Here is a 22,379-nt window from a genome sequence, read left to right as displayed (position 1 = left end):
CGCGTACGAGGTCCCGTACGGGCGGTTTTCCCGGTTGGTGAGGGATGCGCTCCGGCACGGCACCGGCCGGGTCTCAGGCCCGGCCCGTCCGGTACACGAGGGCGGTGGCGATGGCGGCGAGACCCTCGGCCCGGCCGGTCAGGCCCAGTCCGTCGGTGGTGGTGCCGGACACCGCGACGGGGGCGCCCGCGGCGGCCGCGAGCGCCTTCTGCGCCTCCTCGCGCCGCTTGCCGACCTTCGGGCGGACGCCGATCACCTGGACGGCGATGTTGCCGATCTCGAAGCCCTCGGCGCGGACGATCCGGGCGGCTTCCGCCAGAAGGGTGACGCCGGAGGCGCCGGACCACTCGGGCCGGGACGTGCCGAAGTGCGCGCCGAGGTCGCCGACGCCGGCGGCGGAGAAGAGGGCGTCGCAGGCGGCGTGCGCGGCGACGTCTCCGTCGGAGTGCCCGGCGAGGCCGTCCTCGCCCTCCCACAGCAGGCCGGCGCACCACAGCTCGCGGCCGGCCTCGAAGGCGTGGACGTCGGTGCCGATGCCGACGAGCGGCATCAGGGGCGCGGCGGCCTGCCCGGCGGGGTCTGCGGGACTAGTAGGCATCGGTGGCCCTCCTGCGGGCGAGTACGGCCTCGGCGAGGACCAGGTCGAGCGGACGGGTGACTTTGAAGGCCTCTTCGTGGCCGGGGACGGTCACGACGGTCACGCCGAGCCGTTCCACCATGCCGGCGTCGTCGGTGGCGCCCTCCCCGAGGACGGCGATCTCCCGGTGGGCGCGCAGCAGGGTCTCCAGGTCGAAGCCCTGGGGGGTCTGGACGGCGCGCAGCCGGGCGCGCTCGGGCGTGGCGACGACCGGCTCGGGCTCGCCGGGCTTGCCGGGCTCGACCTCCTTGACGGTGTCGGCCAGGGGCAGCGCGGGGACGACGGCGGGGGCGCCGTCGCGCACGGCTTCGACGACGGTGTCGACGGTGTCGACGGGGACGAGCGGGCGGGCCGCGTCGTGGATGAGTACGGAGGTGACGTCCTGCGGGAGGGCGTCCAGGCCGGCGCGTACGGACTCCTGGCGGGTCTCGCCGCCGGGGACGACCAGGACCTCGGTGCGGTCGGGCAGGGCGTGCTCGTCGAGCAGGAGGCGGACCTCGGCGGCCCCGTCGGAGGGGGCGACGACCACGACGAGGGACACGGCGCGGGAGCGGGCCATGGCGCGGACGGCGTGGATGAGCATGGGCGTCCCGCCGAGGGCCCGCAGGGCCTTGGGGGCACCGGGGCCGAGGCGGACCCCGCGGCCCGCGGCCGGGATCACCGCGGCCGTGCGGTGAGGACGCGATTCGTCAGACATCAGTAGCTCCGAGCCAGGTTTGTGACTTCGGCCGACATGGGTATGGCCTGAAGCGTGCCGGGTGCGACGCCCTCGCCCCTTCCGTGACGACCGGTCGAGCAGGCTGCCCGAGCCCGGCACGCCAAGAAAAAAGGTATGGGTACAGACATGCCGCAGCGCCCGGCAACAGCTCCCTCGTGGAGGAGGGAGCTCGTCATCGGGCACCGCGGCACAGCTGTGTACTGCTCATTGTTCTGATGAACGGGGCTTCGCGTCAGGACGCGAGAACCTCGTCGAGGAGGGCCTCGGCCTTGTCCTCGTTGGTGTTCTCCGCGAGCGCGAGCTCGCTGACGAGAATCTGGCGCGCCTTCGCGAGCATGCGCTTCTCACCCGCGGAGAGCCCTCGCTCACGCTCACGACGCCACAGGTCACGCACCACTTCGGCGACCTTGATGACATCGCCAGAAGCGAGCTTCTCCAGATTTGCCTTGTAGCGCCGGGACCAGTTCGTCGGCTCTTCTGCATACGGTGCGCGGAGCACCTCGAAGACCCGGTCCAGCCCGTCCTGGCCGACTACGTCGCGAACGCCGACGAACTCCGCATTGTCCGCAGGCACACGAACCGTCAGGTCGCCCTGGGCGACCTTGAGCACCAAGTAGGTCTTGTCCACGCCTTTGATCTGGCGAGTTTCGATGGCCTCGATCAGCGCGGCCCCGTGATGGGGATAGACCACGGTGTCGCCAACCTTGAACGTCATGTGACAGGTACCCCTTCCGTGGCTATCCAGGGTAACACGAGATTTGACTGTTATGAATGGCGTTTTCGCAGGTCAGGGCACATCTCGGGGCTTGACAACAGCGACAGGGACGTGCTGCGAAGGGCTCCGGGAAGGGGGTATTCGCAGGTCGGAGGCGCTGTGCGGACCGGGCGAAACGACCACCGTACACCTGACGAAGGAGTCCGCGAGAGTGACGTACGTCCCGTTTTGCCGGGTTCAGAAGCCGGAAACCGAAGTACTCCGTTCGACTGGCGGGCACCCGTACGGAGCGGGTTCCGGCCCAATCCGGAATTGATCACGCGGCGGCGTTCGACGGAATCCGGAAATTGATCACCGGACGGCACGCGGACGATATGGGGAATGCAAGATCGCCGGACCCGCTCAGGGCGGCGTGCGCGCTGCGGAGGGTCGGGTGCGGGGGCGGGGCGGCGGCTCGGTAACCTAAGCGCGCTGACACACCCTTAGGGCGGCTTTACCTCGGCCGTCCCGAGCGTCCACCCTCCCGTCCGTACGTCCTAGGAGTTGCCGCCGCCGTGAGCCGCAGCCTTCGACGCGGCGCCCTCGCCGCTTCCGCCGTCGTGTTCTCGATCGCTTCGCTCGCCGCGTGCGGTGCGGGCAACGACGCGCAGACTCTCCAGATCAAGCCGGACAACGCCGCCGTCACCAAGGGCGAGATCCAGATCCAGAACGCCCTGGTGATCACCCAGGCGGAGAAGGACAAGAAGGGCCCGGCCGTCGTCTCGGCGACGGTCTTCAACAACGGCGACAAGGCGCAGACCCTGGACGGGATCACCCTCAAGGGTGGCAAGTCCAAGGTCGTCCTGAAGGCCGCGGAGGGCTCCGGCAAGATCACCGTGCCGGCCTTCGGCTCCGTGGTGATCGGCGGCAAGGACAACGCCTCCGCCGTGATCGAGGGCGGCCGCACGGCCGTCGAGGACGGCAACGTGCAGGAGGTCGTCTTCGACCTGAGCCGCACGGGCGACGTGGCCCTGGAGGCCTTCATCGTGCCGGCCGCCGGCATGTACGCGGGCTTCGGCCCCACCGAGGCCCCGGCGGCCCCGGCCGTGGGCGCCAGCCCGTCCGGCAGCCCGTCCGGCGCGGCCTCCGGCTCCCCCTCGGGCGCGCCGTCCGGTTCGCCGTCCGGCTCCCCCTCGGGCGCCGCGGGCGCCCCGTCGGGCAAGCCCTCCGGCTCCCCCTCCCCCAGCGCCGGCCACTGAGGCCCGCAGCGGGACCGCTCGTACACGGGGAAGGCCCCCAGCCTGTGAGGCTGGGGGCCTTCCCCGTCGCGTACCGCCCCGCGCGCCTACGGCTTACGGCTCGAACTTGTAGCCCAGGCCGCGGACCGTCACCAGGTAGCGCGGCGCGCCCGGGTCCGGCTCGATCTTGGCGCGCAGGCGCTTGACGTGGACGTCGAGGGTCTTGGTGTCGCCGACGTAGTCCGCGCCCCACACCCGGTCGATCAGCTGCATGCGGGTCAGCACGCGGCCCGCGTTGCGCAGCAGCATCTCCAGCAGGTCGAACTCCTTCAGCGGGAGGTCCACCTTCCCGCCGCCGACGGTGACCACGTGCCGGTCCACGTCCATCCGTACCGGCCCGGCCTCCAGGGCCGCCGGGGTGACCTCCTCCGGTTCGCCGCGGCGGCGCAGGACCGCGCGGATGCGGGCGACCAGCTCCCGCGAGGAGAAGGGCTTGGTGACGTAGTCGTCGGCTCCTATCTCCAGCCCGACGACCTTGTCGATCTCGCTGTCCTTGGCGGTCACCATGATCACGGGGACGTTGGAGCGGCCGCGCAGCTGCCGGCAGACCTCGGTGCCGGGCAGGCCGGGCAGCATCAGGTCGAGCAGGACGAGGTCGGCGCCGTTGCGCTCGAACTCGTCGAGCCCGTCGGGCCCGGTCGCCGCGATCGCGACCTCGAAGCCTTCCTTGCGGAGCATGTAGGACAGGGCGTCGCTGAAGGATTCCTCATCCTCGACGACGAGCACTCGGGTCACGGAAGGACCTCCGGGGCAGGGATGACTGGTTCTGGTTCGAGCAGGGGTCGGGCGGGTGCGGGGGCCGGCGCGGCCGCCTCGGGGAGCCGCAGGGTGAACGTGGAGCCCTGGCCCTCCGAGCTCCATACCGACACCTCCCCGCCGTGCGAGGCGGCCACGTGCTTCACGATCGCGAGGCCGAGGCCCGTTCCTCCCGTGGCGCGGGAGCGGGCCGGGTCCACGCGGTAGAAGCGCTCGAAGACGCGCTCGCGGTCCTTCTCCGGGATGCCGATGCCCTGGTCGGTCACGGCTATCTCGATCAAGTCTCCACCCGGCGCGGTCACCCGTCGCGCGGCGATGCCGACGCGGGTGCGGGCCGGGCTGTAGTTGACGGCGTTCTCCACGAGGTTCCCGAGGGCGGCCGCCAGCTGCCCCCGGTGTCCCCATACCCGCAGGTCGGCGGTGCCGCCGGCGGCCATGGTGATCTGCTTGGAGGTGGCCGTGTGGCGGCAGCGGTCGATGGCCTCCGCCACCAGCGTGTCCACGCGTACGGGCTCGGCGTCCTCCAGGGCCTCGTCGTTCTGTACCCGGGAGAGGTCGATCAGTTCCTGTACGAGGTTGATCAGGCGGGCCGACTCGATCTGCATGCGGCCCGCGAAGCGGCTGACCGCCTCGGGGTCGTCGGAGGCGTCCATGACGGCCTCCGAGAGCAGGGAGATCGCTCCGACCGGGGTCTTCAGCTCGTGCGACACGTTCGCGACGAAGTCGCGGCGCACCGCCTCGATGCGGCGGGCCTCGGTGAGGTCCTCGACGAGCAGCAGCACGAGCCGGGACCCCAGCGGGGCGACGCGGGCCGAGACGGCGAGGGCCTCGCCGCGGCCGGTGCCGCGGCGCGGGAGGTCGAGCTCGATCTGACGTATCTCTCCGTCCCGGCGGGTGTCGCGGGCCATGTGGAGCATCGGTTCCACGGCGAGCTTCCCGCCGCGGACCAGCCCGAGGGCGTACGCCGCCGAGCTGGCCTTGACCACCGCGTCGCCTTCGTCGAGGACGACGGCGGAGGAGCGGAGCACGGAGAGGACCGTGTCCACGCCGGGCGGGAGCACCGCGTTGATGTCGGGGCGCATGGAGCTCCGGGTGGGGCGGGCTTGGTCGCGCTCGCTCCAGCGGAACGCCAGCATCGCGATCACGCCGGTGCAAAGACCGGCGATCGCTGCAGCTGCGGCGACCGCCGCGTTCACGTCCATGCATCCAGGTTAAGCAGGCACGACGACACTTCCACAGCCGTTCGGGTGGCACCTCGAACAGTCGTCGCCCAGAGTTCACCCTGGCGACGGGGTTGATTCACTTGTGGTGCCGGAGTCGGACGCGTTCGGGGCCGAACGTGTCAACGTGGGGCAAGAGGCCACGCAGCAGTAGGCGAGTAGGCGAGAGAGGGACACCAATGCGGGACGCGTACCACGAGGAACTGGACTCGATCGGAGAGAGCCTGGTCGAGATGGCCCGGCTCGTCGGTTCCGCGATCGGGCGGGCCACCACCTCCATGCTCGACGCCGACCTGAAGCTGGCCGAGAGCGTCATCGCCGCCGACCAGAAGGTGGACGACCTCCAGCACGACCTGGAGGCCCGGGCGATCGCCCTGCTGGCCCGCCAGCAGCCGGTCGCCACCGATCTGCGCATAGTCGTCACCTCCCTGCGCATGAGCGCCGACCTGGAGCGCTCCGGCGACCTCGCGCAGCACGTGGCGAAGCTGGCGCGGCTGCGCTTCCCGGACACGGCGGTGCCGCGGGACCTGCACGCGACCATCCTGGAGATGGGGCAGCTGGCGCAGCGCCTGATGGCGAAGGCGGCCGAGGTCATCATCACGAAGGACGTCGACCTGGCGCTCCAGCTGGAGCAGGACGACGACGAGATGGACCAGCTGCACCGCACCCTGTTCCAGCACCTGATGGACGACCGCTGGAAGCACGGCATCGAGACGGCCGTGGACGTGACCCTGCTGGGCCGCTACTACGAGCGTTTCGCGGACCACGCGGTCTCGGTCGCGAAGCGCGTCGTGTACCTGGTGACGGGCGAGCACGCGGACGAGCTCCAGCAGCCGACGCAGGTCGACGGCGTCTGACCCCGTCCGGGCCCGCGCGTGCGGCGGCACGCTTCAGTGCGCCGTTGACGCGCCGGTGCGGCTGGGCATGAATGAGGGCGAAGGCAACTGCGTACGACGTGCCGTACGTGCTGTGCGTGCCCCCACGAGGAGGATCCATGCCCGATTCCCCCGTCCCCATCACCCCGGAGCAGGAGCAGCCGCCGCGGCCCGAGCCGTTGCGCCTGCCGCTGCTCGCGGCCTGCGGCTGCGGATCGGGCTGCGGCTGCGGCTGCCAGTCCGGCGCCCCCTGCCAGTGCGGCGGCTGAACCCGCCCGCGCCAGAAGGGCCCCTCCCGTCCCCGGGAGGGGCCCTTCACGTTCTCCCCGCGCCGTACGCGCGGGTGGCGGGCGGGACCGCGAGGGCTACTTCTTCTTGCCCTGGTTCTTGACGGCCTCGATGGCGGCGGCCGCAGCGGCCGGGTCGAGGTAGGTGCCGCCCGGCTTCAGGGGCTTGAACTCGGCGTCCAGCTCGTAGGCGAGGGGGATGCCGGTGGGGATGTTGAGGCCCGCGATGTCGGCGTCGGAGATGCCGTCCAGGTGCTTGACCAGGGCGCGCAGGGAGTTGCCGTGCGCGGCGACCAGGACGGTGCGGCCCGCGAGGAGGTCGGGGACGATGCCGTCGTACCAGTACGGCAGCATGCGGACGACGACGTCCTTGAGGCACTCGGTCTTCGGGCGCAGCTCCGGCGGGATCGTCGCGTAGCGCGGGTCCTCGGACTGCGAGTACTCCGTGCCGTCTTCGAGCGCCGGCGGCGGGGTGTCGTACGAGCGGCGCCACAGCATGAACTGCTCCTCGCCGAACTCGGCGAGGGTCTGGGCCTTGTCCTTGCCCTGGAGGGCGCCGTAGTGGCGCTCGTTCAGGCGCCAGGAGCGGTGGACCGGGATCCAGTGACGGTCGGCGGCCTCGAGCGCCATCTGCGCGGTGCGGATCGCGCGCTTCTGGAGCGAGGTGTGCACGACGTCGGGGAGCAGGCCGGCGTCCTTGAGCAGCTCACCGCCGCGGACCGCCTCCTTCTCGCCCTTCTCGTTGAGATTGACGTCCACCCAGCCGGTGAACAGGTTCTTCGCGTTCCACTCGCTCTCGCCGTGACGGAGCAGGATCAGCTTGTACGGTGCGTCGGCCATGCGTACGAGCCTAATGGACGTCCCGGGGCGCTCGCGCGCGGTGTGGACGGCCTCGGATTGACGGTCGGCGTCAATCGAGTGGCGGTCGACGGAGCCGCGATCGTAATGTGCCGAGGGCAAGAGAGACGCTTACACGCCCCGGGGGGATTCCTTATGTCCGTTGAGAGTCTGAGACGGGCCGCCCGGGAGAGCGTGTCGGGTCTGCCGAGGGCGTTCTGGTGGCTGTGGGCGAGCACGCTGGTCAACCGGCTCGGGGCTTTCGTCGCCACGTTCATGACCTTGTACCTGACCATGGACCGGGGCTACTCGGCCTCCTTCGCGGGACTCGTGATCGCCCTCCACGGGCTCGGCGGCGTGGTCTCCTCGCTCGTCGCGGGGGTGATGACCGACCGGCTGGGGCGGCGTCCGACGCTGCTGGCCGCGCAGGCGTCGACGGCCTTCTCGGTGGCGCTGCTGGGGTTCATGGAGCATCCGGCGGCGATCGCGGCGGTGGCGCTGCTGGTCGGCATGACCTCCAACGCCTCGCGGCCAGCGGTCTCGGCGATGATGGCGGACATCGTGCGGCCCGAGGACCGGGTGCGGGCCTTCGCGCTGAACTACTGGGCGATCAACCTCGGCTTCGGGATCAGCGCGGCGGTGGCGGGGCTGGTGGCGGAGTACAGCTACCTGGCGGGCTTCCTGGGCGAGGCGGCCCTGACGCTGGTCTGCGCGGTGCTGGTGTACGTGAAGCTGCCGGAGTCGCGGCCGGTGAAGGACGCCTCGGGGGCGGCGGACGACGGTCCGGCGGTCGGGATGGGGACGGTGCTGCGGGACGGCCGGTTCATGGGGGTCGTCGGGCTGTCGTTCGTCATCTCGCTGATCTTCACGCAGGGCTCGGTGGGGCTGCCGGTGGCGATGGGCGCGGCCGGGTTCTCGCCCGGGGACTACGGCCTGGTCATCGCGGCGAACGGGCTGCTGATCGTGGTGCTCCAGATCCCGGTGACGCGGTTCATCGAGCACCGGGACCCGCAGAAGCTGCTGGTGGTGTCGGCGCTGCTGGCCGGGTACGGGTTCGCGATGACGGCCTTCGCGGGGCCGCTGTGGGCGTACGCGCTGACGGTGTGCGTGTGGACGCTGGCGGAGATCGTGAACTCGCCGACGCAGATGGGGCTCGTGGTGCGGCTGTCGCCGGTGCACGGGCGGGGGCGCTACCAGGGCATGTACACGATGTCCTGGGCGGTGGCGTCGCTGGTGGCCCCGCTGATGGCGGGCGTCGTCATCGACCGGCTCGGCGCGGGCTGGCTGTGGGGGGCCACGGGCGTCCTGGGCACGGTGGCGGCGCTGGGGTACTGGCTGCTGATGCGGAGCATGCCCGAGGGGCGGGAGCGGCCCGTGGCGGAGGGGGCCGGTGTGGTCGCCGGTGCCGGTCAGGCCGGTGCGGTTCCCGGAGCGGGTGAGACGCCCGGAGCCGGTGAGACGCCCGGAGCAGGTGCGGTGCCCGGATTCGGCGAAGTTCCCTCAGCCGGTGCCGTGCCCGGATTCGGTGAGGTGCCCGGAGCCGGTGCCGTTCCCGGAGCCGCCGCGACTGGCGGCCGGCCGGAGCAGCGGCACGTCCCGGCCGCCGAGGCCGTGTAGCCCGCCGTCCGGCGAGCGCGCCGCCCTGCGGATCCCCGCCCGTCAGGCCCCGGCCGACGGGCGGGTCAGGTGCTTGAAGGCGTCGAGGTTGCGGGTGGACTCGCCCCGCGAGACCCGCCATTCGTACTCGCGCCGGATCGCGCCGGCGAAGCCGAGCTCCAGCAGCGTGTTGAAGGCTCCGTCGGCGGCCTCCAGGACGGTGCCGAGGAGCCGGTCGAGGTCGTCCGGGGTGATGACGGACAGCGGGAGCCGGGCCGTGAGGTAGACGTCGCCGAGCGGGTCGACGGCGTAGGCCATCCCGTACAGCTTGAGGTTGCGCTCCAGCAGCCAGCGGTGGACGCCGGACTCGTTCTCGTCGGGGTGCCGGATCACGAAGGCGTTCACGGAGAGGGAGTGCCGGCCGACGCGCAGGGAGCAGGTGGTGCTCAGCTTGCGCGTGCCGGGGAGCTGGACGACGTACGAGCCCGGTTCGGGGCTCTCCCAGCTGAGCTCGGCGCCGGTCAGGACGCTCTCGATGATCGCGGCGGTGTCAGCCATGGTGGGAGCGTACGCGACGGCGGTGATCGTGCATGGCCGCCGTGTACACGTCGGCGGTGCCGCTGGCGGCGGTGTCCCAGCCGAAGAACTGCGCGTGCCGCGCGGCCTGGCCGCCCATCCGGTCGGCGAGGGCGGGGTCGTCGACGAAGCGGCGCAGCTCGCGTGCGTAGTCGACCGGGTCGTGGCCGGGTACGAGGATCCCCGTGACCCCGTCGTTGACGGCGACGGGCAGGCCCCCGACCGAGGCGGCGAGGACCGGGGTGCCGGTGGCCTGGGCCTCGATGGCGACGAGCCCGAAGGACTCGCTGTAGGAGGGCATGACCAGCACGGACGCGGCCCGGAACCAGTCGGCGAGCCGGTCCTGGTCGACGGGCGGGTGGAAGTGCACGAGGTCGGCGATGCCGAGCTTCGCGGCGAGCTTCTGGAGCCCCTCCGGCTTGGCGAGGCCGCTGCCGCTGGGGCCGCCGACGACGGGGACGAAGAGGCGGCGGCGCAGCGAGGGGTCCTGGCCGACCAGTTCGGCGACGGCCCGCAGGAGGATGTCGGGGGCCTTCAGCGGCTGGATGCGGCCCGCGAAGAGGGGGATCACGGCGTCCTGCGGGAGGCCGAGGCGGGCGCGGGCGGCGGCGCGGCCGTCGCCGACGGTGAAGCGGTCGAGGTTCACGCCGGGGTGGACGACGGCGACCTTGCCGGGCTCGGCGCCGTAGTGGCGTACGAGTTCGTCGGCCTCTTCGGCGGTGTTCGCGATGAGGCGCTGGGCGGCGGCGACGATCTGGGTCTCGCCGATGACGCGGGCGGCCGGCTCGGGGGTGTCGCCCTCGGCCAGCGCGGCGTTCTTGACCTTGGCCATGGTGTGCATCGCGTGGACGAGGGGGACGCCCCAGCGTTCGGCGGCGAGCCAGCCGACGTGGCCGGAGAGCCAGTAGTGGGAGTGGACGAGGTCGTAGTAGCCGGGCCGGTGGCCGGCCCAGGCCTGCATGACGCCGTGGGTGAAGGCGCAGAGCTGGGCGGGCAGCTCCTCCTTGGCGAGGCCCTCGTACGGGCCCGCGTCGACGTGCCGGACGAGGACGCCCGGCGCCAGGTCGACCACGGGCGGCAGGCCGCCCGTGGTGGCGCGGGTGAAGATCTCGACCTCGATGTTGATCGCGGCGAGGCGCTTGGCGAGCTCGACGATGTACACGTTCATGCCGCCGGCGTCGCCGGTGCCGGGCTGGTGCAGCGGTGAGGTGTGCACGCTGAGCATGGCCACGCGGCGCGGCTTGCGGTGGTGGCCGACGGCCGGCAGGCGCAGCCGCGGCTGGTCGTGGCGGGTGCTGCGGGCGGCGGCGATGCGGCCGCTGATGCTGCCGCCGAGACGGGACACGTACTGACTCAAGGGAGCAGTTCCTCTCGCTCGGACGACTCGCTCGGTGGTGCCGCGGCCCGCGGTGCCGGGGGTGGCACGGCGGCGCACGGCACGCATGACTGCGGGAGCGCGGTCGGCGCTCTGCAAGGAGTGCAACCCGGACGGCGGCCCCCCGCATTCCGGGGGTGGCGGATTTTCCTTCTCGGTTTGCCGGATTTTTATCCTGCCCGGGGGCTCCGCTTACGCTCGGCCCATGGTCTCCCGCAGCACTCCGCCGTCCCCGAAGCGCCCCGTCGGCACCGTGACGCGCGGGACCACGAATCCGAACCGGCTGCGCCGGATGGACCGCTGGATCGCGGCCGCGCACGGGGCGGCGCTGCGGCGTGCGGACGCGCCGGTGGCGGTGGACCTCGGCTACGGGGCGGCCCCCTGGACGGCGGTGGAGCTGCTGGCGCGGCTGCGGGAGGCGGCGCCGGCGGTGCGGGTGGTCGGCATCGAGATCGAGCCCGCGCGGGTGGCGGGGGCCAAGCCGTACGAGCGGGAGGGGCTGAGCTTCCGGCACGGCGGCTTCGAGGTGCCGCTGGACGGGGGCGTGCGGCCGGCGCTGATCCGCGCGGCGAACGTGCTGCGCCAGTACGACGAGGAACAGGTCGCGCAGGTGTGGGAGCGGCTGTGCGCGCGGCTGGCGCCGGGCGGGCTGCTGGTGGAGGGGACCTGCGACGAGATCGGCCGGCGGCACGTGTGGGTGGCGCTCGGTCCGGAGGGGGCGCGCACGGTGACCTTCGCGACCCGGCTGGGCTCCCTGGAGCGCCCCTCGGACCTGGCGGAGCGGCTGCCGAAGGCGCTGATCCACCGGAACGTGCCGGGCGAGCCGGTGCACGCGTTCCTGCGGGACTTCGACCGGGCGTGGGCGGCGGCGGCGCCGTACGCCTCGTACGGGGCGCGGCAGCGGTGGATCCGGACGGCGCGGGCGCTGTCCGGGGACTGGCCGCTGGCGGACGGTCCGGGGCGCTGGCGGCAGGGGGAACTGACGGTGCGGTGGGAAGCGTTGCGCCCGGCGGGGTGAAACTCCCGGGACGGGGAACCGGCGTCGGCGGCGGCCCGTTGAGTCGGCAGGGGTGGGCGGGGCGTGGCCGGTCATGATCGGACCGTGACCCGGAAGGGTGTTGGATTTCACCGAGTCGTGGCACCATCCCGGAGACAGTGACAAGTTACTGATGAATAGTCAGATCTGATGCCGGGTGATGCGTCCGGTGTCCGGCATGACTCGGGGCGCCTGGGGGAGCCATGGGGACCGCGAAGCGAGCGTCGCGACGGCACGGAGCATCGGCTCTGACACTGCTGTGCGCGATGGCGATACTGACGGCCCCGGCGATCGCCTCGGGCAGCGCGTACGCGGCTCCGGCCGCGCCCACCCCGCCGCCCGGTCCCTCCTCCCCGGCCGTGCCCCCCGCCGCTCCGCCGGCGCCCGGGACCAAGTCCCTGGAGCAGGTCCGCAAGGAGATAGAGGACCTCTACCGGCAGGCCGGCTCCGCCACGGACGCGTACAACCTCGCGGAGAGCGAGGCGAAGGCCCAGTCCGAGCGGATCGTGGAGATCGCGAAGCTGGTGGTGGCGGGCCAGGACCGGATCTCCGGCCTCAAGGCCCGCGCGGGTGCCGCGGCGCGCGCCCAGTACCGTTCGGGCGGTCTTCCGCCGGGCGCGCAGCTGGCGTTGAGCGACAGCCCGAGCCAGTTCCTCGACGGGGCGAACCGGTTGCGGCAGGGCGAGAAGGCCACGACGGACCTCCTGTCCGAACTGAACCGGACGCAGGCCGACTTGGAGCGGTACGCCAAGGACGCGGGCGCGATCTGGCAGAAGCTGGAGGAGAACCGGGTCAAGCAGGAAGCCGCCAAGAAGGAGGTCGAGGGGAAGATCAAGGCGGCGGAGGAGCTGGAGAACCGGCTGGAGGCCGAGGAGAAGGCCCGGCTGCTCCAGCTCGAACAGGAAGCCCAGTACAAGGCGCAGACGCAGTGGCTGTCGACGGGCGCCGTGAAGGACGCCAAGGGGTCGGCGACGGACGCCGGGAAGCGGGCCGTGCAGTTCGCGACGGCGCAGATGGGCAAGCCGTACCAGTGGGGCGCCACCGGGCCGGCTTCGTACGACTGCTCCGGGCTGACCTCGCAGGCGTGGCTGGCGGCGGGCAGGCCCATCCCGCGCACCTCGCAGGAACAGCTGCGGCTGCTGCCGAAGGTGGCGATGAAGGACATCCGCCCCGGCGACCTGATCATCTACTGGGACGACGCGAGCCACGTCGGGATGTACGTCGGTGACGGCGCGATGGTCCACTCCCCGCGTCCGGGGCGCAACGTCACGATGGCGGGCGCGGGCTCGATGCCGATCAAGGCCGTGGTCCGCCCCGACGCGTAGGCCCCGGCCGGGCGGAAACCGTCCTGGCGCCCGCCCCGGACCCTCGCGACGGGCCGGCCCGGCCTCCGGTCACCGGGCCCGGGCCCGTGCGGTGGGGGTCGGGTGAGGTGCGTTACGTGAGGGGTGCGTTCCGGTGGGGGCTGCCGGGGTCTCGGTGAGCGGGACGGGGTGTGCGGGTTTCGTGACGTTGGTCATCCCGGCGGGGCGTTTATCCCCCTCGATAACGGCATATGACGGAGGCCCTCCTCCGGCCGCCATTCCGTTCGCCGGTACCGGGCCGCTAGGGTCGGGCGCATGAGCGCACCCTCGGGGGGAGGGAAGGAACCGGAGACGATGTCCGTACCCGTACCGCGGCAGCGGGACACCCCGCCCGCGGAGAGCGGTCCGGCGGTTCTTTCCGTCGCCCCCGCGACGCCCGCACCGCAGGCGTCGCTGACCCTGCTGGTCATCGAGGACGACCCCGCGGGCGGCCTCACCGTCCCCGAGATCCTCGACGCCGACGGCCACCGCATCCGCCTCCGCAGCGCCCGCAACCTCACCGAGGCCGCCCGGCTGCTCACCCCCGACGTGCACTGCATCCTGCTCGACCTGGCACTGCCGGGCACGGGGACGGGCAGCACCGGCACCGGCACCGGTCCTGGCGCCGAGGACGGCCTCGCGACCCTGCGCCAGGTGCTGCGCATCGCCCCGCGCCACGCCGTCCTCGTCCTCACCGGCGAGGCCGACGCGGAACGCGCCGCCGAAGCGGTCCGCGTGGGCGCCCAGGACTTCCTCTTCCGCGACGAGCTCGACGGCCGGCTGCTCAGCCGCGCCATCCGCTACGCCGTGGAGAGAAAGCGGGCGGACATCGCCCAGTACAAGCTTGCAGAATCGAAACTGCGCGCCCAGGAGAACGCCCGCCTGGAACGCGGACTGCTCCCCACCCCCCTGCTGGAGGGGTCGGACCTCCGCTTCGCCGCCCGCTACCGCCCCGGCCGCAGCCGGGCCCTCCTCGGCGGGGACTTCTACGACACCGTCCGCACCCCCGACGGCACCGTCCACGCGATGATCGGCGACGTCTGCGGCCACGGCCCGGACGAGGCGGCCCTCGGCGTCGAGCTCCGCATCGCCTGGCGCGCCCTGACCCTGGCCGGGCTGTGCGGGGACGACCTGCTCTCCACCCTCCAGCAGGTGCTGGAGGTGGAGCGCCCCTGCGAGGAGATCTTCGCGACGCTGTGCACGGTGGACATCGCCCCGGACGGCCGCCGGGCGGGCCTGTGCCTGGCCGGGCATCCGGCCCCGCTGATATCCCGGCCGGGCCGGCCCGCGCGGCTCCTGCCGTACGAGAACAGCGGCCCGGCCCTCGGCCTGCTGCCCCGGGCCCGCTGGCCCCGCCGCCAGGTCGAGCTGGGCGGCACCTGGAGCCTGATGCTCTACACCGACGGCCTCATCGAGGGCCGCATCGGCGAGGGCCGGGAGCGGCTCGGCCAGGACGGCATGATCGAGATGATCAACCGCCACCTGGACGAGGGCCTGACCGGGGAGGCGCTGCTGGAGGCCTCCGTCACGGAGGCCCGGCGCCTCAACGGCGGCGAGCTGACGGACGACGTCGCCGTGGTCATGCTCTCCCGCGCGGCCGGCTGAGCGCCCGGCCGGAACGTCCGGAACGGCCGGACCGCCGAGCGGCCGGACCGCCGAGCGGCCGGGCCGCCGGGGGCCGGACTACCGGGGGCGGGGCGGGCTACCGCGGCGCGGGTCGGACTACCGGGGTCGGACTACCGGCCGCCGTTGTAGGGCCCGTACGGTCCGTCGCTGCTGCTGCCGCGGCGCTTGTTGCCGCCGCCCGTGACCTGCTTGAGGGCGGGCCGCACGTCGACGAGGAAGACGATGGTGGCCACCAGGCCGGCGATCTGCAGGAAGAGCATCGCCAGGAAGAAGTCCACCACGACCGTGACGCCCAGGATGACCAGCCAGAAGGTCTTGGTCTGCTTGTCGGCCGCCTGGTAGGCCTGCCCGCTCGGCACCGCGGCCATCGCGAACGCCACGACGGCGAGGGCCAGCATGGCGTAGCCGAACAGCGGGAGCACCCCGTTGTCGAACCCCTGCATCAGCATCGTCTCAACCGCCTTCTCCCGTCCGGCACACCTGACTCCACGCTACCGCCGGAGCCGTCTTCCCAAACGACAACGAACCGGGCACCCCTCGGGTGCCCGGTTCGTTCCGCCTCAATCAGGCCTCGCTGCCGGAGGTGGCGGCGGCCTTCTTGGCCGTGCTCTTGCGGGCGGTGGTCTTCCGCGCGGCGGGCTTCTCCTCGTCGGAGGCGTCGGAGGCGTCCGCGGCGGGTTCCGCCGAGGCCTCGGCGGCCTGCGGCTCGGCCTGGGCGTCCGCGGCCGGCTTCGGGTCGGGCTCGACCACGTCGGCGAGGTCCACGATGTCGTCGGAGATCTCGCCGCGCCAGGCCCGTACGGCCTGCTCGCCGTGCTCGGCGACCTTGTCGTAGGTCTCCTTGGCCCGGACCGCGTACTCGGCGGCCACGCCGACGCCGCGCAGCGCCAGGTCCTGGGCGGTCTCGCCCAGCTTCTTCGGGTCGATCGCCCCGAAGACCTCGGCGACCTTGGCGGTGACCGCCTCCTGCGCCTCCTTGGCCTTCTCCTGGACGACCTTCGGGTCGGTGTTCTTCACGGCCTCGATGCGCGCGGGGGCCTCGGCGCGCAGCTGTTCGAGCAGCCCGGGCACCTTCTTGGCCTGCTGGACGGCGAGGTCGGCGGTGCCGGCGGCGAAGTAGAGGGGAGTGGGGTCGGTGAGGGTCTTCTTCAGGTCATCGGCGATGGCCATGTGCTGGTCCTCCCGGATCACAGTCAGTTCGTAGGGGGCATCGGCCCGTCGTCGGCCCCGGAGCCGGGGCCCGCGCCGGGGGCGGCGTCGGCGGCCGCCTCGGCGTCGAGCGCGTTCTCCTTGCGGAACGAGTCGTAGATCTGGAGCAGCACCTGCTTCTGCCGCTCGTTGATCGACGGGTCCGAGAGGATGACGGCCCGCGTCTCCACCTCGTCCCGGTCCCGTTCGTCCAGGATTCCGGCCTGCACGTACAGCGTCTCCGCGGAGATCCGCAGCGCCTTGGCCAGCTGCTGGAGGATGTCCGCGCTCGGCTTGCGCAGCCCGCGCTCGATCTGGCTCAGGTACGGATTCGACACCCCCGCCGCGTCGGCCAGCTGTCGCAGTGAGAGCTGAGCCTGCCGCCGCTGATCACGGAGGTATTCGCCGAGATTTCCGACGTTGAGCGATGCCATGCCCCGATCCTGCCGCACCGTGCTAACTATTGCAAGCGGCTGCTTGCAATAGCTCCCACTCCCGGCGCCGGGCCGGGGGCGGCGTGGGATGCTGAGGGGCGTGAACCTGGAGGACCTCAGACGGCTGCGGCGCGCGCGGGACGCGATGGACCGCGACTACGCGCAGCCGCTGGACGTTCCGGCGCTGGCCCGCATCGCCCTCATGTCCCCCGGGCACTTCTCCCGCAGCTTCCGCGCCGCCTACGGCGAGACCCCGTACGGCTACCTCATGACCCGGCGCGTCGAGCGCGCCAAGGCGCTGCTGCGGCGGGGCGACCTGAGCGTCACGGAGGTCTGCTTCGAGGTCGGCTGCACCTCGCTCGGGTCGTTCAGTTCGCGCTTCACCGAGCTGGTCGGCGAGTCGCCGAGCACGTACCGGGCCCGCTGCCACGAGGCGGGCGCGGCGATCCCGGCCTGCGTGGCCAAGGTCGCCACGCGCCCGCAGCGCAACGCCGAACCGGCCGGGAACCGCGAACCGGCGGGAGGCGGCGAACCGGTCAGGAACGGAGAAGCGGGAACCGGCGGCGGCTCGTAACGTCGGAGGCATGACCATCAAGCTCTCGCAGTGCTTCATCGCAGTCGACGACCACGACAAGGCGCTCGCCTTCTACCGCGACGTCCTCGGCATGGAGGTCCGCAACGACGTCGGGTTCGAGGGGATGCGCTGGGTGACCGTCGGGTCCCCCGAGCAGCCGGACGTGGAGATCGTCCTCGAACCCCCGCTCGCCGACCCCAACGCCTCCCCCGCCGACAAGCAGGCCATGGCGGAACTGCTGGCCAAGGGCATGCTGCGCGGCGTCATCTTCGCCACCGACGACGTCGACGCCACCTTCGAACGGGTCCGGGCCGCCGGCGGCGAGGTCCTCCAGGAGCCGGTCGACCAGCCCTACGGCGTCCGCGACTGCGCCTTCCGCGACCCGGCCGGCAACATGCTCCGGTTCAACCAGCCCCGCAAGCGGTAGGACCTCCCTTCCGATCAGCCTCCGGCGGCGGCCCTTCCCAGGGGACCGCTCGCCGGATCACCACCGGCCCGGGACGCGGGGCGGCGCCAGGAGGCACCCACCTTTTAGTGGGTACTTGGCACCGTCCGCGCCCCGGGCCAGGCTTGTTCCGGGGCGGCCGAGGGGCCGCCGGGAACGGGCCGGACGGGAAGGGGGCGACGTGCGTCAGGAAGCCGGGCGGTCCCCGGCGGCCGCGGTGAGCCGCTCCAGGCGGCGGTGGCCCCAGTCGGAGACCGGGCCCAGCGCCTCGGAGAGATCACGGCCGAACCCCGTCAGGGAGTACTCGGTCTTGAGCGGCAGCACGTCGTGCACCTCCCGGTGCACGAGGCCGTCCGCCTCCATCTCGCGCAGCGCCTGAGTCAGCACCTTCTCGCTGAGGCCCGGCAGCCGCCGGCGCAGCTCACCGGGGCGGTGCGGACCCGATTCCAGCAGCCACAGCAGCGCGGTCTTCCACTTGCCGTCGATCACCGCGATGGCCGCCGTCACCCCGCAGACCTCCGTGTCCTCCGCCCGCCCTCGCGTCATCCCCGCCCCTTTTCTCACGTTTTTTCGTACTTCACTCTGGGAGCCGAACCATGTCCACGTCCACACCCACGTCCTCCGGAAAGTCTGCCGTCACCGTGCTCGGTCTGGGGCCGATGGGCCGGGCCCTGGCCGGGGCCTTCCTCGAAGCCGGCCTGCGCACCACCGTCTGGAACCGGACCCCGGGCCGGGAGGGGGACCTCGCCGGGCGCGGGGCGGTCGTCGCCGGATCGGCCGCGGAGGCCGTCGCGGCGAGCCCGCTGACCGTGGTGTGCGTGGTGAACTACGACGCCGCGGACTCCGTGCTGCGCCCCGGGGCCGTCACCTCGGCGCTGAAGGGCCGGGCCCTCGTGAACCTGACCGCCGACACCCCCGTCCGGGCCCGGGACACCGCGGCATGGGCCGACCGGCACGGCATCCGCTACCTGGACGGCGCGATCATGACCCCGACCACCACCATCGGCACGCCCGCCGCGGTGTTCCTCCACAGCGGCCCGCAGGACCTGTACGAGGAACTGCGGCCCGTACTCGACGCGTTGGGCGGCACCCACACCCACCTCGGGGAGGACACCGGCCGCGCGGCGGCGTACGACATCGCGCTGCTCGACATCTTCTGGACGGCGATGGCGGGCTACGCGCACGCCGTGGCGGTGGCCCGGGCCGAGGGCATCACGGCGCGGGAACTGGCCCCGTTCGCGCAGGGCATCGGCGCGATCCTGCCCCCGATCTTCGCGGAGACCGCGGCGGACGCGGACGACGGCGGCTTCTCGGGCGAGGGCAACCCCCTCACCTCGGCGGTGTCGTCCATGGCCCACATCGTGCACGCCTCGGAAGCGCACGGCATCGACGCGGGCGTGATGCGCGCCGCCGAGGGCATGGCCCGCCGCGCGATCGGGCTCGGCCACGGTACGGACGGGTTCATCCGGATCGCCGAGGTCCTCGGCCGCCGCTGAGGCACCCCTGAGGCAATCCCTGAGGCAACCGCCGGGGCCGTCGCCGGGGCCGTCGCCGCCCGCGTCCCCCAGGGGGGCGGAGCGGCGACGGCCGCGGGTGGTTCAGCCCTCCAGGGCCGTCAGGTCGAGCTCCTTGAGGCGCTGCGGGTCGGACAGTACGTCGATCGCGACGATCTTCCCGTCGACGACCGTGAAGGCCATCACGGAGACCGCCCGCGCCTGCGGGACCACGACCACACCGGCGGCGCCGTTGATCAGCGCCGGGCGGACGAACGGCGACAGCGGGCCGAAGGTGACCGCCTGGCTCGCCACGGTCCGCGCCCCGGTGAGCACGACGGTGTGGCGGCCGCCGGCACCGCCGTCGGAACGGAGCACCACGTTCGGGTCGAGGACCGCGACGAGCGCCTCGAACTCGCCGTCCCGCGCGGCCGCGAAGAAGGCGTCGACGGCCTCCCGCTGCCGGGCCAGGTCGGGGTCGGGAGCCGGGGCCTGCCCCTGCACCTTGCGGCGTGCGCGGCTGGCCAGCTGCCGGGTCGCGGCGGCCGACTTCTCGATCAGCGGGGCGATCTCGTCGAACGGTACGGCGAACATGTCGTGCAGGACGAACGCCAGCCGCTCGGCCGGCGCCAGCGATTCCATCACCACCATCAGCGCCAGCCCCACCGAGTCCGCGAGCAGCACCTCCTGCTCGGGGTCGACGCCCCGCTCGGGGCTGATGACCGGGTCGGGAATGCGGGTGTCCACGCCCTCCACGGGCTCCATGGGTTCCTCGCGGCGCTGCTCGCGCGAGCGCAGCATGTTCAGGCACACCCGCGCCGTGACCGTGGTCAGCCAGCCGCCGAGGTTGTCGATCTCGCTCGCGTCGGTGCGGCTCAGGCGCAGCCAGGCCTCCTGGATGGCGTCGTCCGTCTCGCTGAGGGAGCCGAGCATCCGGTAGGACACCGCCCGCAGGTGGGCCCTGTGCTCCTCGAACCGCTCCGCCAACGAAGCATTACCGTCCACCTGTCACGTTCCTTCCCGGTCGGGCACCCCTACAGAAGATCAACTTGCCGGTCGGGGCGCGCGGAGGGAAGGGTTCCGCAACGGCGGCCGTCGGCCGCGCCGGCCGGCACCCACTAGCTCACCGGGGCCTGCCCGATCACCACGGTCGCGTACAGCTCCTCCGAGGTGACGGCCCGCACCGCGAGCCCGCCCGCCGTCAGCGCGGAGGCCGTCACCGGCGACTGCCGGGCGCTGGTCTCGATCAGCAGGTGCCCGCCCGGGGCGAGCCACCGCGCGGCTTCCGCCGCGACCCGGCGGTGGACGTCCAGCCCGTCCGCGCCCCCGTCGAGGGAGACGAGCGGCTCGTGGTCACGGGCCTCCGCCGGCATGAGCCCGATCTCCTCCGTCGGCACGTACGGGGCGTTGACCACGAGGACGTCCACCCGGCCGCGCAGTTGCGCCGGCAGCGCCGCGTACAGGTCGCCCTCCCAGACCGTGCCCGCGTACGGGGCCACGTTGCGCCGGGCGTACGCCAGCGCCGCCGGGTCGATGTCGGCGGCGTGCAGCTCGACCCCGCCGGGTACCTGGGAGGCGACGGCCGCGCCGAGGGCGCCGACCCCGCAGCACAGGTCCAGGACGACCGCTCCGGGCCGGGCCAGCGCCACCGCCTCCTGCACCAGGAACTCGGTGCGCCTGCGCGGCACGAAGGCGCCCGCGCCGACCTCTACGCGCAGGCCCCCGAACTCCGCCCAGCCCACCACGTGTTCGAGCGGTTCTCCGGCGACCCGGCGGGCGACCATGCCGGCCAGGTGTCCGTCGTCGGTGGCGGCCGCGACCAGCAGGTCCGCCTCCTCCTCCGCGAAGACGCAGCCGGCCGCGCGCAGGCGTTCCACAATCGATGCCACGGGAAAGTCGGTCCTCTTCGGTCGTCGGTGCATGTCCGTAGGCGGGCAGTGCGTCGGGGGTGTGGCAGGGGTGCGTCAGAAGACGTCCGGGCACCACGGCCGGCGCGCGGTGCGGAACACCGCGTCCGCCAGCGCCAGGGCTCCGGCCCGTTCCTCGGTGACCTCGCCCAGCGCCCCCAGCCGGACCGCCGAGGCGTCGCCCAGGTACAGGGAGCCCAGCGCGGCCGCGTCGAGCCGCAGGTCGGCGGGCTCCTCCGTACGGGAACAGGTGCCGGCGCCCGCGTCGAGGCGGTAGCGGCCCGCCGCCGGGCCGCCGGGGTCGGTGACCTCCAGGACGAGCACGCCCGGAACGGCGTACGTCCGCGCGCCCAGGGCCCGTACGACGTCCAGGACGCGTACCCACAGGAAGTCGGCGGCGGTCACCAGGGCGGCCGCGCGCGGGTCGGGCAGCAGCTGCGGGAGGAGGTCGTCGGGAGCCCGGTAGCCGCTGCGGACCCGGGTGACCCAGTCGATGGAGCACAGGAAGTGCCACAGGGCCCGCTCGGCGTCCGGGGTGACCGCGATCAGGTCCTTGACCCGCACCGTGTTCTGCGGGGTCTTCGCGTCGGTCCAGTGGTCGTCGGCGCCGTAGACGGCCAGGCCGGCGACCTCCCCCGCCGCCGTCCAGTACACGGCGTGGAACTTCTCCTTGTACGGGCGGTGCGACATCTCCTCCACGCCCGTCGTCAGGTTCCACCAGCGCGCGTCCCGGTCGACCGCGCCGTGGGTGCCGGCGCGCAGCCGCTCGTGCAGCGCGGGGCCGACCCGCCGGACCTCGGCGGCGTCCACCAGGTCGATCCGGCCGCCGTCCGCGGGGGCCGACCAGCGGCGGTCGAGGCCGGTGCGCGGGACGTCGACCTCCCATTCGGCGACGGCGGTGGCGGGCCCGAAGCCGTAGCGCCCGTAGATCGGGTACTCGGCGGCGATCAGCGTGGCCAGGACGTCACCGCGCTCGCGGGCGGCGGTCAGCTCGGCGGCCATCATGCGGGTCAGCAGGCCCTGGCGGCGGTGGGTGGGCAGCACGGCGACGTTGGAGATGGCGCTGCACGGGACGGCCGCCCCGCCCGGAACGGTCAGTTCCTGGCCGAAGGAACGGAAGGCGGCGACGCAGCGGCCGGTGTCCTTGTCGAAGCCGCCCTGGATGCGGGCGAGGTCGCTGTACTCGGCACGCTGGGCGACATCGGAGTCCGTCACACGGGTCGCGGTGAGGAAGCCGGTGTTCAGCGCGTGCAGCCAGTCGGGGAGTTCGGATGCGGCGATCGGCCGGACGTCAGCACTCATAACCGGCCACGCTAATCGCCCGGACGGCGGAGGTCGCCCGATTTTCCCGCCGCGGGACTCCCCCCGGGGCCTAGGGCCTGTCGTCAAACTCCCGTCGTCGCCCGGAGGGCGGCCCTGCGGCGTCTGGTGCGTGCTCTCGGTGCGCCGGGCGGAAGCCCGCGT

The 22,379-nt window shown here is 72.9% G+C and carries 25 protein-coding genes; 10 read left to right on the top strand and 15 right to left on the bottom strand.

The genetic code is table 11. The features are described 5' to 3' along the window. Nucleotides 1-73: 73 nt before the first annotated feature. From ispF to ABZZ17_RS36395, 3 genes are all read right to left on the bottom strand, one after another. Complete coding sequence (gene ispF, locus ABZZ17_RS36405; protein WP_356882992.1) at nucleotides 74-598, bottom strand: 2-C-methyl-D-erythritol 2,4-cyclodiphosphate synthase; 525 nt, start codon at nucleotides 596-598, stop codon at nucleotides 74-76. Further along, a complete protein-coding gene (ispD, locus tag ABZZ17_RS36400; RefSeq protein ID WP_356882990.1) occupies nucleotides 588-1,334 on the bottom strand; it encodes a 2-C-methyl-D-erythritol 4-phosphate cytidylyltransferase in 747 nt (248 codons plus the stop codon). The genes ispF and ispD overlap by 11 nt, the downstream gene beginning before the upstream one ends. A 253-nt stretch (nucleotides 1,335-1,587) precedes the next feature. After that, nucleotides 1,588-2,070: a CarD family transcriptional regulator gene (locus ABZZ17_RS36395; RefSeq protein ID WP_003953493.1), complete on the bottom strand. Its 483-nt coding sequence runs from the start codon at nucleotides 2,068-2,070 to the stop codon at nucleotides 1,588-1,590. A gap of 554 nt (nucleotides 2,071-2,624) precedes the next feature. On the opposite strand from ABZZ17_RS36395, the gene ABZZ17_RS36390 reads away from it, so the two are divergent. Then, nucleotides 2,625-3,308 carry a DUF461 domain-containing protein gene (locus tag ABZZ17_RS36390; protein ID WP_356882988.1) on the top strand — a complete coding sequence of 228 codons (684 nt, stop codon included), beginning with the start codon at nucleotides 2,625-2,627 and terminating at the stop codon, nucleotides 3,306-3,308. 93 nt (nucleotides 3,309-3,401) lie between these two features. Here ABZZ17_RS36390 and ABZZ17_RS36385 read toward each other — a convergent pair whose 3' ends face one another. Continuing rightward, a complete protein-coding gene (locus ABZZ17_RS36385; RefSeq protein ID WP_037795450.1) occupies nucleotides 3,402-4,082 on the bottom strand; it encodes a response regulator transcription factor in 681 nt (226 codons plus the stop codon). Then, entirely contained in the window at nucleotides 4,079-5,305 is a 1,227-nt protein-coding gene (locus ABZZ17_RS36380) for an ATP-binding protein (RefSeq protein WP_356882986.1), read from the bottom strand. Before ABZZ17_RS36380 ends, ABZZ17_RS36385 begins: the two co-directional genes overlap by 4 nt. Before the next feature lie 197 nt (nucleotides 5,306-5,502). Here ABZZ17_RS36380 and phoU point away from each other — a divergent pair, with 197 nt between their 5' ends. Next, complete coding sequence (gene phoU, locus ABZZ17_RS36375; protein ID WP_351825640.1) at nucleotides 5,503-6,180, top strand: phosphate signaling complex protein PhoU; 678 nt, start codon at nucleotides 5,503-5,505, stop codon at nucleotides 6,178-6,180. A 137-nt stretch (nucleotides 6,181-6,317) separates the two neighbouring features. Beyond that, the gene (locus ABZZ17_RS36370; RefSeq protein WP_167344738.1) at nucleotides 6,318-6,467 is read left to right on the top strand and encodes a hypothetical protein; all 150 of its coding nucleotides are present in this window, start codon (nucleotides 6,318-6,320) and stop codon (nucleotides 6,465-6,467) included. Between the two features lie 96 nt (nucleotides 6,468-6,563). Here the strand turns inward: ABZZ17_RS36370 and ABZZ17_RS36365 are convergent, their stop codons facing one another. Next, on the bottom strand, nucleotides 6,564-7,325 hold the full coding sequence (locus ABZZ17_RS36365; protein ID WP_356882984.1) for a phosphoglyceromutase: 762 nt from the start codon (nucleotides 7,323-7,325) through the stop codon (nucleotides 6,564-6,566). A 153-nt stretch (nucleotides 7,326-7,478) separates the two neighbouring features. On the opposite strand from ABZZ17_RS36365, the gene ABZZ17_RS36360 reads away from it, so the two are divergent. Then, nucleotides 7,479-8,939: an MFS transporter gene (locus tag ABZZ17_RS36360; RefSeq protein ID WP_356882982.1), complete on the top strand. Its 1,461-nt coding sequence runs from the start codon at nucleotides 7,479-7,481 to the stop codon at nucleotides 8,937-8,939. 42 nt (nucleotides 8,940-8,981) lie between these two features. Here the strand turns inward: ABZZ17_RS36360 and ABZZ17_RS36355 are convergent, their stop codons facing one another. After that, entirely contained in the window at nucleotides 8,982-9,476 is a 495-nt protein-coding gene (locus ABZZ17_RS36355) for a YbjN domain-containing protein (protein ID WP_356882980.1), read from the bottom strand. Continuing rightward, nucleotides 9,469-10,818: a D-inositol-3-phosphate glycosyltransferase gene (gene mshA, locus ABZZ17_RS36350; protein ID WP_356883018.1), complete on the bottom strand. Its 1,350-nt coding sequence runs from the start codon at nucleotides 10,816-10,818 to the stop codon at nucleotides 9,469-9,471. The genes ABZZ17_RS36355 and mshA overlap by 8 nt, the downstream gene beginning before the upstream one ends. A gap of 256 nt (nucleotides 10,819-11,074) precedes the next feature. Between mshA and ABZZ17_RS36345 the strand changes: the two genes are divergently transcribed. From ABZZ17_RS36345 to ABZZ17_RS36335, 3 genes are all read left to right on the top strand, one after another. Continuing rightward, entirely contained in the window at nucleotides 11,075-11,887 is an 813-nt protein-coding gene (locus ABZZ17_RS36345; protein ID WP_356882978.1) for a class I SAM-dependent methyltransferase, read from the top strand. Nucleotides 11,888-12,108: 221 nt separating this feature from the next. Next, complete coding sequence (locus tag ABZZ17_RS36340; protein WP_356882976.1) at nucleotides 12,109-13,230, top strand: NlpC/P60 family protein; 1,122 nt, start codon at nucleotides 12,109-12,111, stop codon at nucleotides 13,228-13,230. 294 nt (nucleotides 13,231-13,524) lie between these two features. Beyond that, the gene (locus tag ABZZ17_RS36335) at nucleotides 13,525-14,853 is read left to right on the top strand and encodes a SpoIIE family protein phosphatase (protein ID WP_356882974.1); all 1,329 of its coding nucleotides are present in this window, start codon (nucleotides 13,525-13,527) and stop codon (nucleotides 14,851-14,853) included. 131 nt (nucleotides 14,854-14,984) lie between these two features. Here ABZZ17_RS36335 and ABZZ17_RS36330 read toward each other — a convergent pair whose 3' ends face one another. The 3 genes from ABZZ17_RS36330 to ABZZ17_RS36320 all read right to left on the bottom strand — a co-directional run bounded on the left by ABZZ17_RS36330 (nucleotide 14,985) and on the right by ABZZ17_RS36320 (nucleotide 16,496). Beyond that, nucleotides 14,985-15,323, bottom strand: a complete 339-nt coding sequence (locus tag ABZZ17_RS36330; protein WP_356882972.1) for a DUF2516 family protein — start codon at nucleotides 15,321-15,323, stop codon at nucleotides 14,985-14,987. Nucleotides 15,324-15,438: 115 nt separating this feature from the next. Beyond that, nucleotides 15,439-16,044, bottom strand: a complete 606-nt coding sequence (locus ABZZ17_RS36325; protein ID WP_356882970.1) for a hypothetical protein — start codon at nucleotides 16,042-16,044, stop codon at nucleotides 15,439-15,441. Between the two features lie 23 nt (nucleotides 16,045-16,067). After that, nucleotides 16,068-16,496, bottom strand: coding sequence for a helix-turn-helix transcriptional regulator (locus tag ABZZ17_RS36320; RefSeq protein ID WP_356882968.1), 429 nt, complete (start codon nucleotides 16,494-16,496; stop codon nucleotides 16,068-16,070). Nucleotides 16,497-16,584: 88 nt separating this feature from the next. On the opposite strand from ABZZ17_RS36320, the gene ABZZ17_RS36315 reads away from it, so the two are divergent. Beyond that, nucleotides 16,585-17,070, top strand: coding sequence for a helix-turn-helix transcriptional regulator (locus ABZZ17_RS36315; protein WP_356882966.1), 486 nt, complete (start codon nucleotides 16,585-16,587; stop codon nucleotides 17,068-17,070). 10 nt (nucleotides 17,071-17,080) lie between these two features. After that, the gene (locus ABZZ17_RS36310; protein WP_356882964.1) at nucleotides 17,081-17,497 is read left to right on the top strand and encodes a VOC family protein; all 417 of its coding nucleotides are present in this window, start codon (nucleotides 17,081-17,083) and stop codon (nucleotides 17,495-17,497) included. Between the two features lie 204 nt (nucleotides 17,498-17,701). Here the strand turns inward: ABZZ17_RS36310 and ABZZ17_RS36305 are convergent, their stop codons facing one another. After that, nucleotides 17,702-18,061, bottom strand: coding sequence for a helix-turn-helix domain-containing protein (locus ABZZ17_RS36305; protein WP_356882962.1), 360 nt, complete (start codon nucleotides 18,059-18,061; stop codon nucleotides 17,702-17,704). Between the two features lie 50 nt (nucleotides 18,062-18,111). On the opposite strand from ABZZ17_RS36305, the gene ABZZ17_RS36300 reads away from it, so the two are divergent. Further along, on the top strand, nucleotides 18,112-19,011 hold the full coding sequence (locus ABZZ17_RS36300) for an NAD(P)-binding domain-containing protein (protein ID WP_356882960.1): 900 nt from the start codon (nucleotides 18,112-18,114) through the stop codon (nucleotides 19,009-19,011). A 102-nt stretch (nucleotides 19,012-19,113) separates the two neighbouring features. Here ABZZ17_RS36300 and ABZZ17_RS36295 read toward each other — a convergent pair whose 3' ends face one another. From ABZZ17_RS36295 to ABZZ17_RS36285, 3 genes are all read right to left on the bottom strand, one after another. Then, nucleotides 19,114-20,013: a sigma-70 family RNA polymerase sigma factor gene (locus ABZZ17_RS36295; protein ID WP_356882958.1), complete on the bottom strand. Its 900-nt coding sequence runs from the start codon at nucleotides 20,011-20,013 to the stop codon at nucleotides 19,114-19,116. 113 nt (nucleotides 20,014-20,126) lie between these two features. After that, on the bottom strand, nucleotides 20,127-20,897 hold the full coding sequence (locus ABZZ17_RS36290) for a putative protein N(5)-glutamine methyltransferase (RefSeq protein ID WP_356882956.1): 771 nt from the start codon (nucleotides 20,895-20,897) through the stop codon (nucleotides 20,127-20,129). Between the two features lie 75 nt (nucleotides 20,898-20,972). Further along, the gene (locus ABZZ17_RS36285; RefSeq protein WP_356882954.1) at nucleotides 20,973-22,217 is read right to left on the bottom strand and encodes a GNAT family N-acetyltransferase; all 1,245 of its coding nucleotides are present in this window, start codon (nucleotides 22,215-22,217) and stop codon (nucleotides 20,973-20,975) included. Nucleotides 22,218-22,379: the final 162 nt, after the last annotated feature.

Source organism: Streptomyces sp. NPDC006512 (genome assembly GCF_040611935.1).
Taxonomy (GTDB): domain Bacteria; phylum Actinomycetota; class Actinomycetes; order Streptomycetales; family Streptomycetaceae; genus Streptomyces.
This window is presented reverse-complemented; position numbering and strand designations above follow the sequence as displayed.

Coding starts and splice junctions, on each gene's coding strand:
- ABZZ17_RS36315 (WP_356882966.1), top strand. CDS start 16,585: ATGCTGAGGGGCGTGAACCTGGAGGACCTCAGACGGCTGCGGCGCGCG.
- ABZZ17_RS36325 (WP_356882970.1), bottom strand. CDS start 16,044: ATGGCCATCGCCGATGACCTGAAGAAGACCCTCACCGACCCCACTCCC.
- ABZZ17_RS36335 (WP_356882974.1), top strand. CDS start 13,525: ATGAGCGCACCCTCGGGGGGAGGGAAGGAACCGGAGACGATGTCCGTA.
- phoU (WP_351825640.1), top strand. CDS start 5,503: ATGCGGGACGCGTACCACGAGGAACTGGACTCGATCGGAGAGAGCCTG.
- ABZZ17_RS36345 (WP_356882978.1), top strand. CDS start 11,075: ATGGTCTCCCGCAGCACTCCGCCGTCCCCGAAGCGCCCCGTCGGCACC.
- ABZZ17_RS36365 (WP_356882984.1), bottom strand. CDS start 7,325: ATGGCCGACGCACCGTACAAGCTGATCCTGCTCCGTCACGGCGAGAGC.
- ABZZ17_RS36355 (WP_356882980.1), bottom strand. CDS start 9,476: ATGGCTGACACCGCCGCGATCATCGAGAGCGTCCTGACCGGCGCCGAG.
- ABZZ17_RS36300 (WP_356882960.1), top strand. CDS start 18,112: ATGTCCACGTCCACACCCACGTCCTCCGGAAAGTCTGCCGTCACCGTG.
- ABZZ17_RS36320 (WP_356882968.1), bottom strand. CDS start 16,496: ATGGCATCGCTCAACGTCGGAAATCTCGGCGAATACCTCCGTGATCAG.
- ABZZ17_RS36310 (WP_356882964.1), top strand. CDS start 17,081: ATGACCATCAAGCTCTCGCAGTGCTTCATCGCAGTCGACGACCACGAC.
- ABZZ17_RS36330 (WP_356882972.1), bottom strand. CDS start 15,323: ATGCTGATGCAGGGGTTCGACAACGGGGTGCTCCCGCTGTTCGGCTAC.
- ABZZ17_RS36380 (WP_356882986.1), bottom strand. CDS start 5,305: ATGGACGTGAACGCGGCGGTCGCCGCAGCTGCAGCGATCGCCGGTCTT.
- ABZZ17_RS36370 (WP_167344738.1), top strand. CDS start 6,318: ATGCCCGATTCCCCCGTCCCCATCACCCCGGAGCAGGAGCAGCCGCCG.
- ABZZ17_RS36340 (WP_356882976.1), top strand. CDS start 12,109: ATGGGGACCGCGAAGCGAGCGTCGCGACGGCACGGAGCATCGGCTCTG.
- ispD (WP_356882990.1), bottom strand. CDS start 1,334: ATGTCTGACGAATCGCGTCCTCACCGCACGGCCGCGGTGATCCCGGCC.
- ABZZ17_RS36305 (WP_356882962.1), bottom strand. CDS start 18,061: ATGACGCGAGGGCGGGCGGAGGACACGGAGGTCTGCGGGGTGACGGCG.
- ABZZ17_RS36285 (WP_356882954.1), bottom strand. CDS start 22,217: ATGAGTGCTGACGTCCGGCCGATCGCCGCATCCGAACTCCCCGACTGG.
- ispF (WP_356882992.1), bottom strand. CDS start 598: ATGCCTACTAGTCCCGCAGACCCCGCCGGGCAGGCCGCCGCGCCCCTG.
- ABZZ17_RS36360 (WP_356882982.1), top strand. CDS start 7,479: ATGTCCGTTGAGAGTCTGAGACGGGCCGCCCGGGAGAGCGTGTCGGGT.
- ABZZ17_RS36395 (WP_003953493.1), bottom strand. CDS start 2,070: ATGACGTTCAAGGTTGGCGACACCGTGGTCTATCCCCATCACGGGGCC.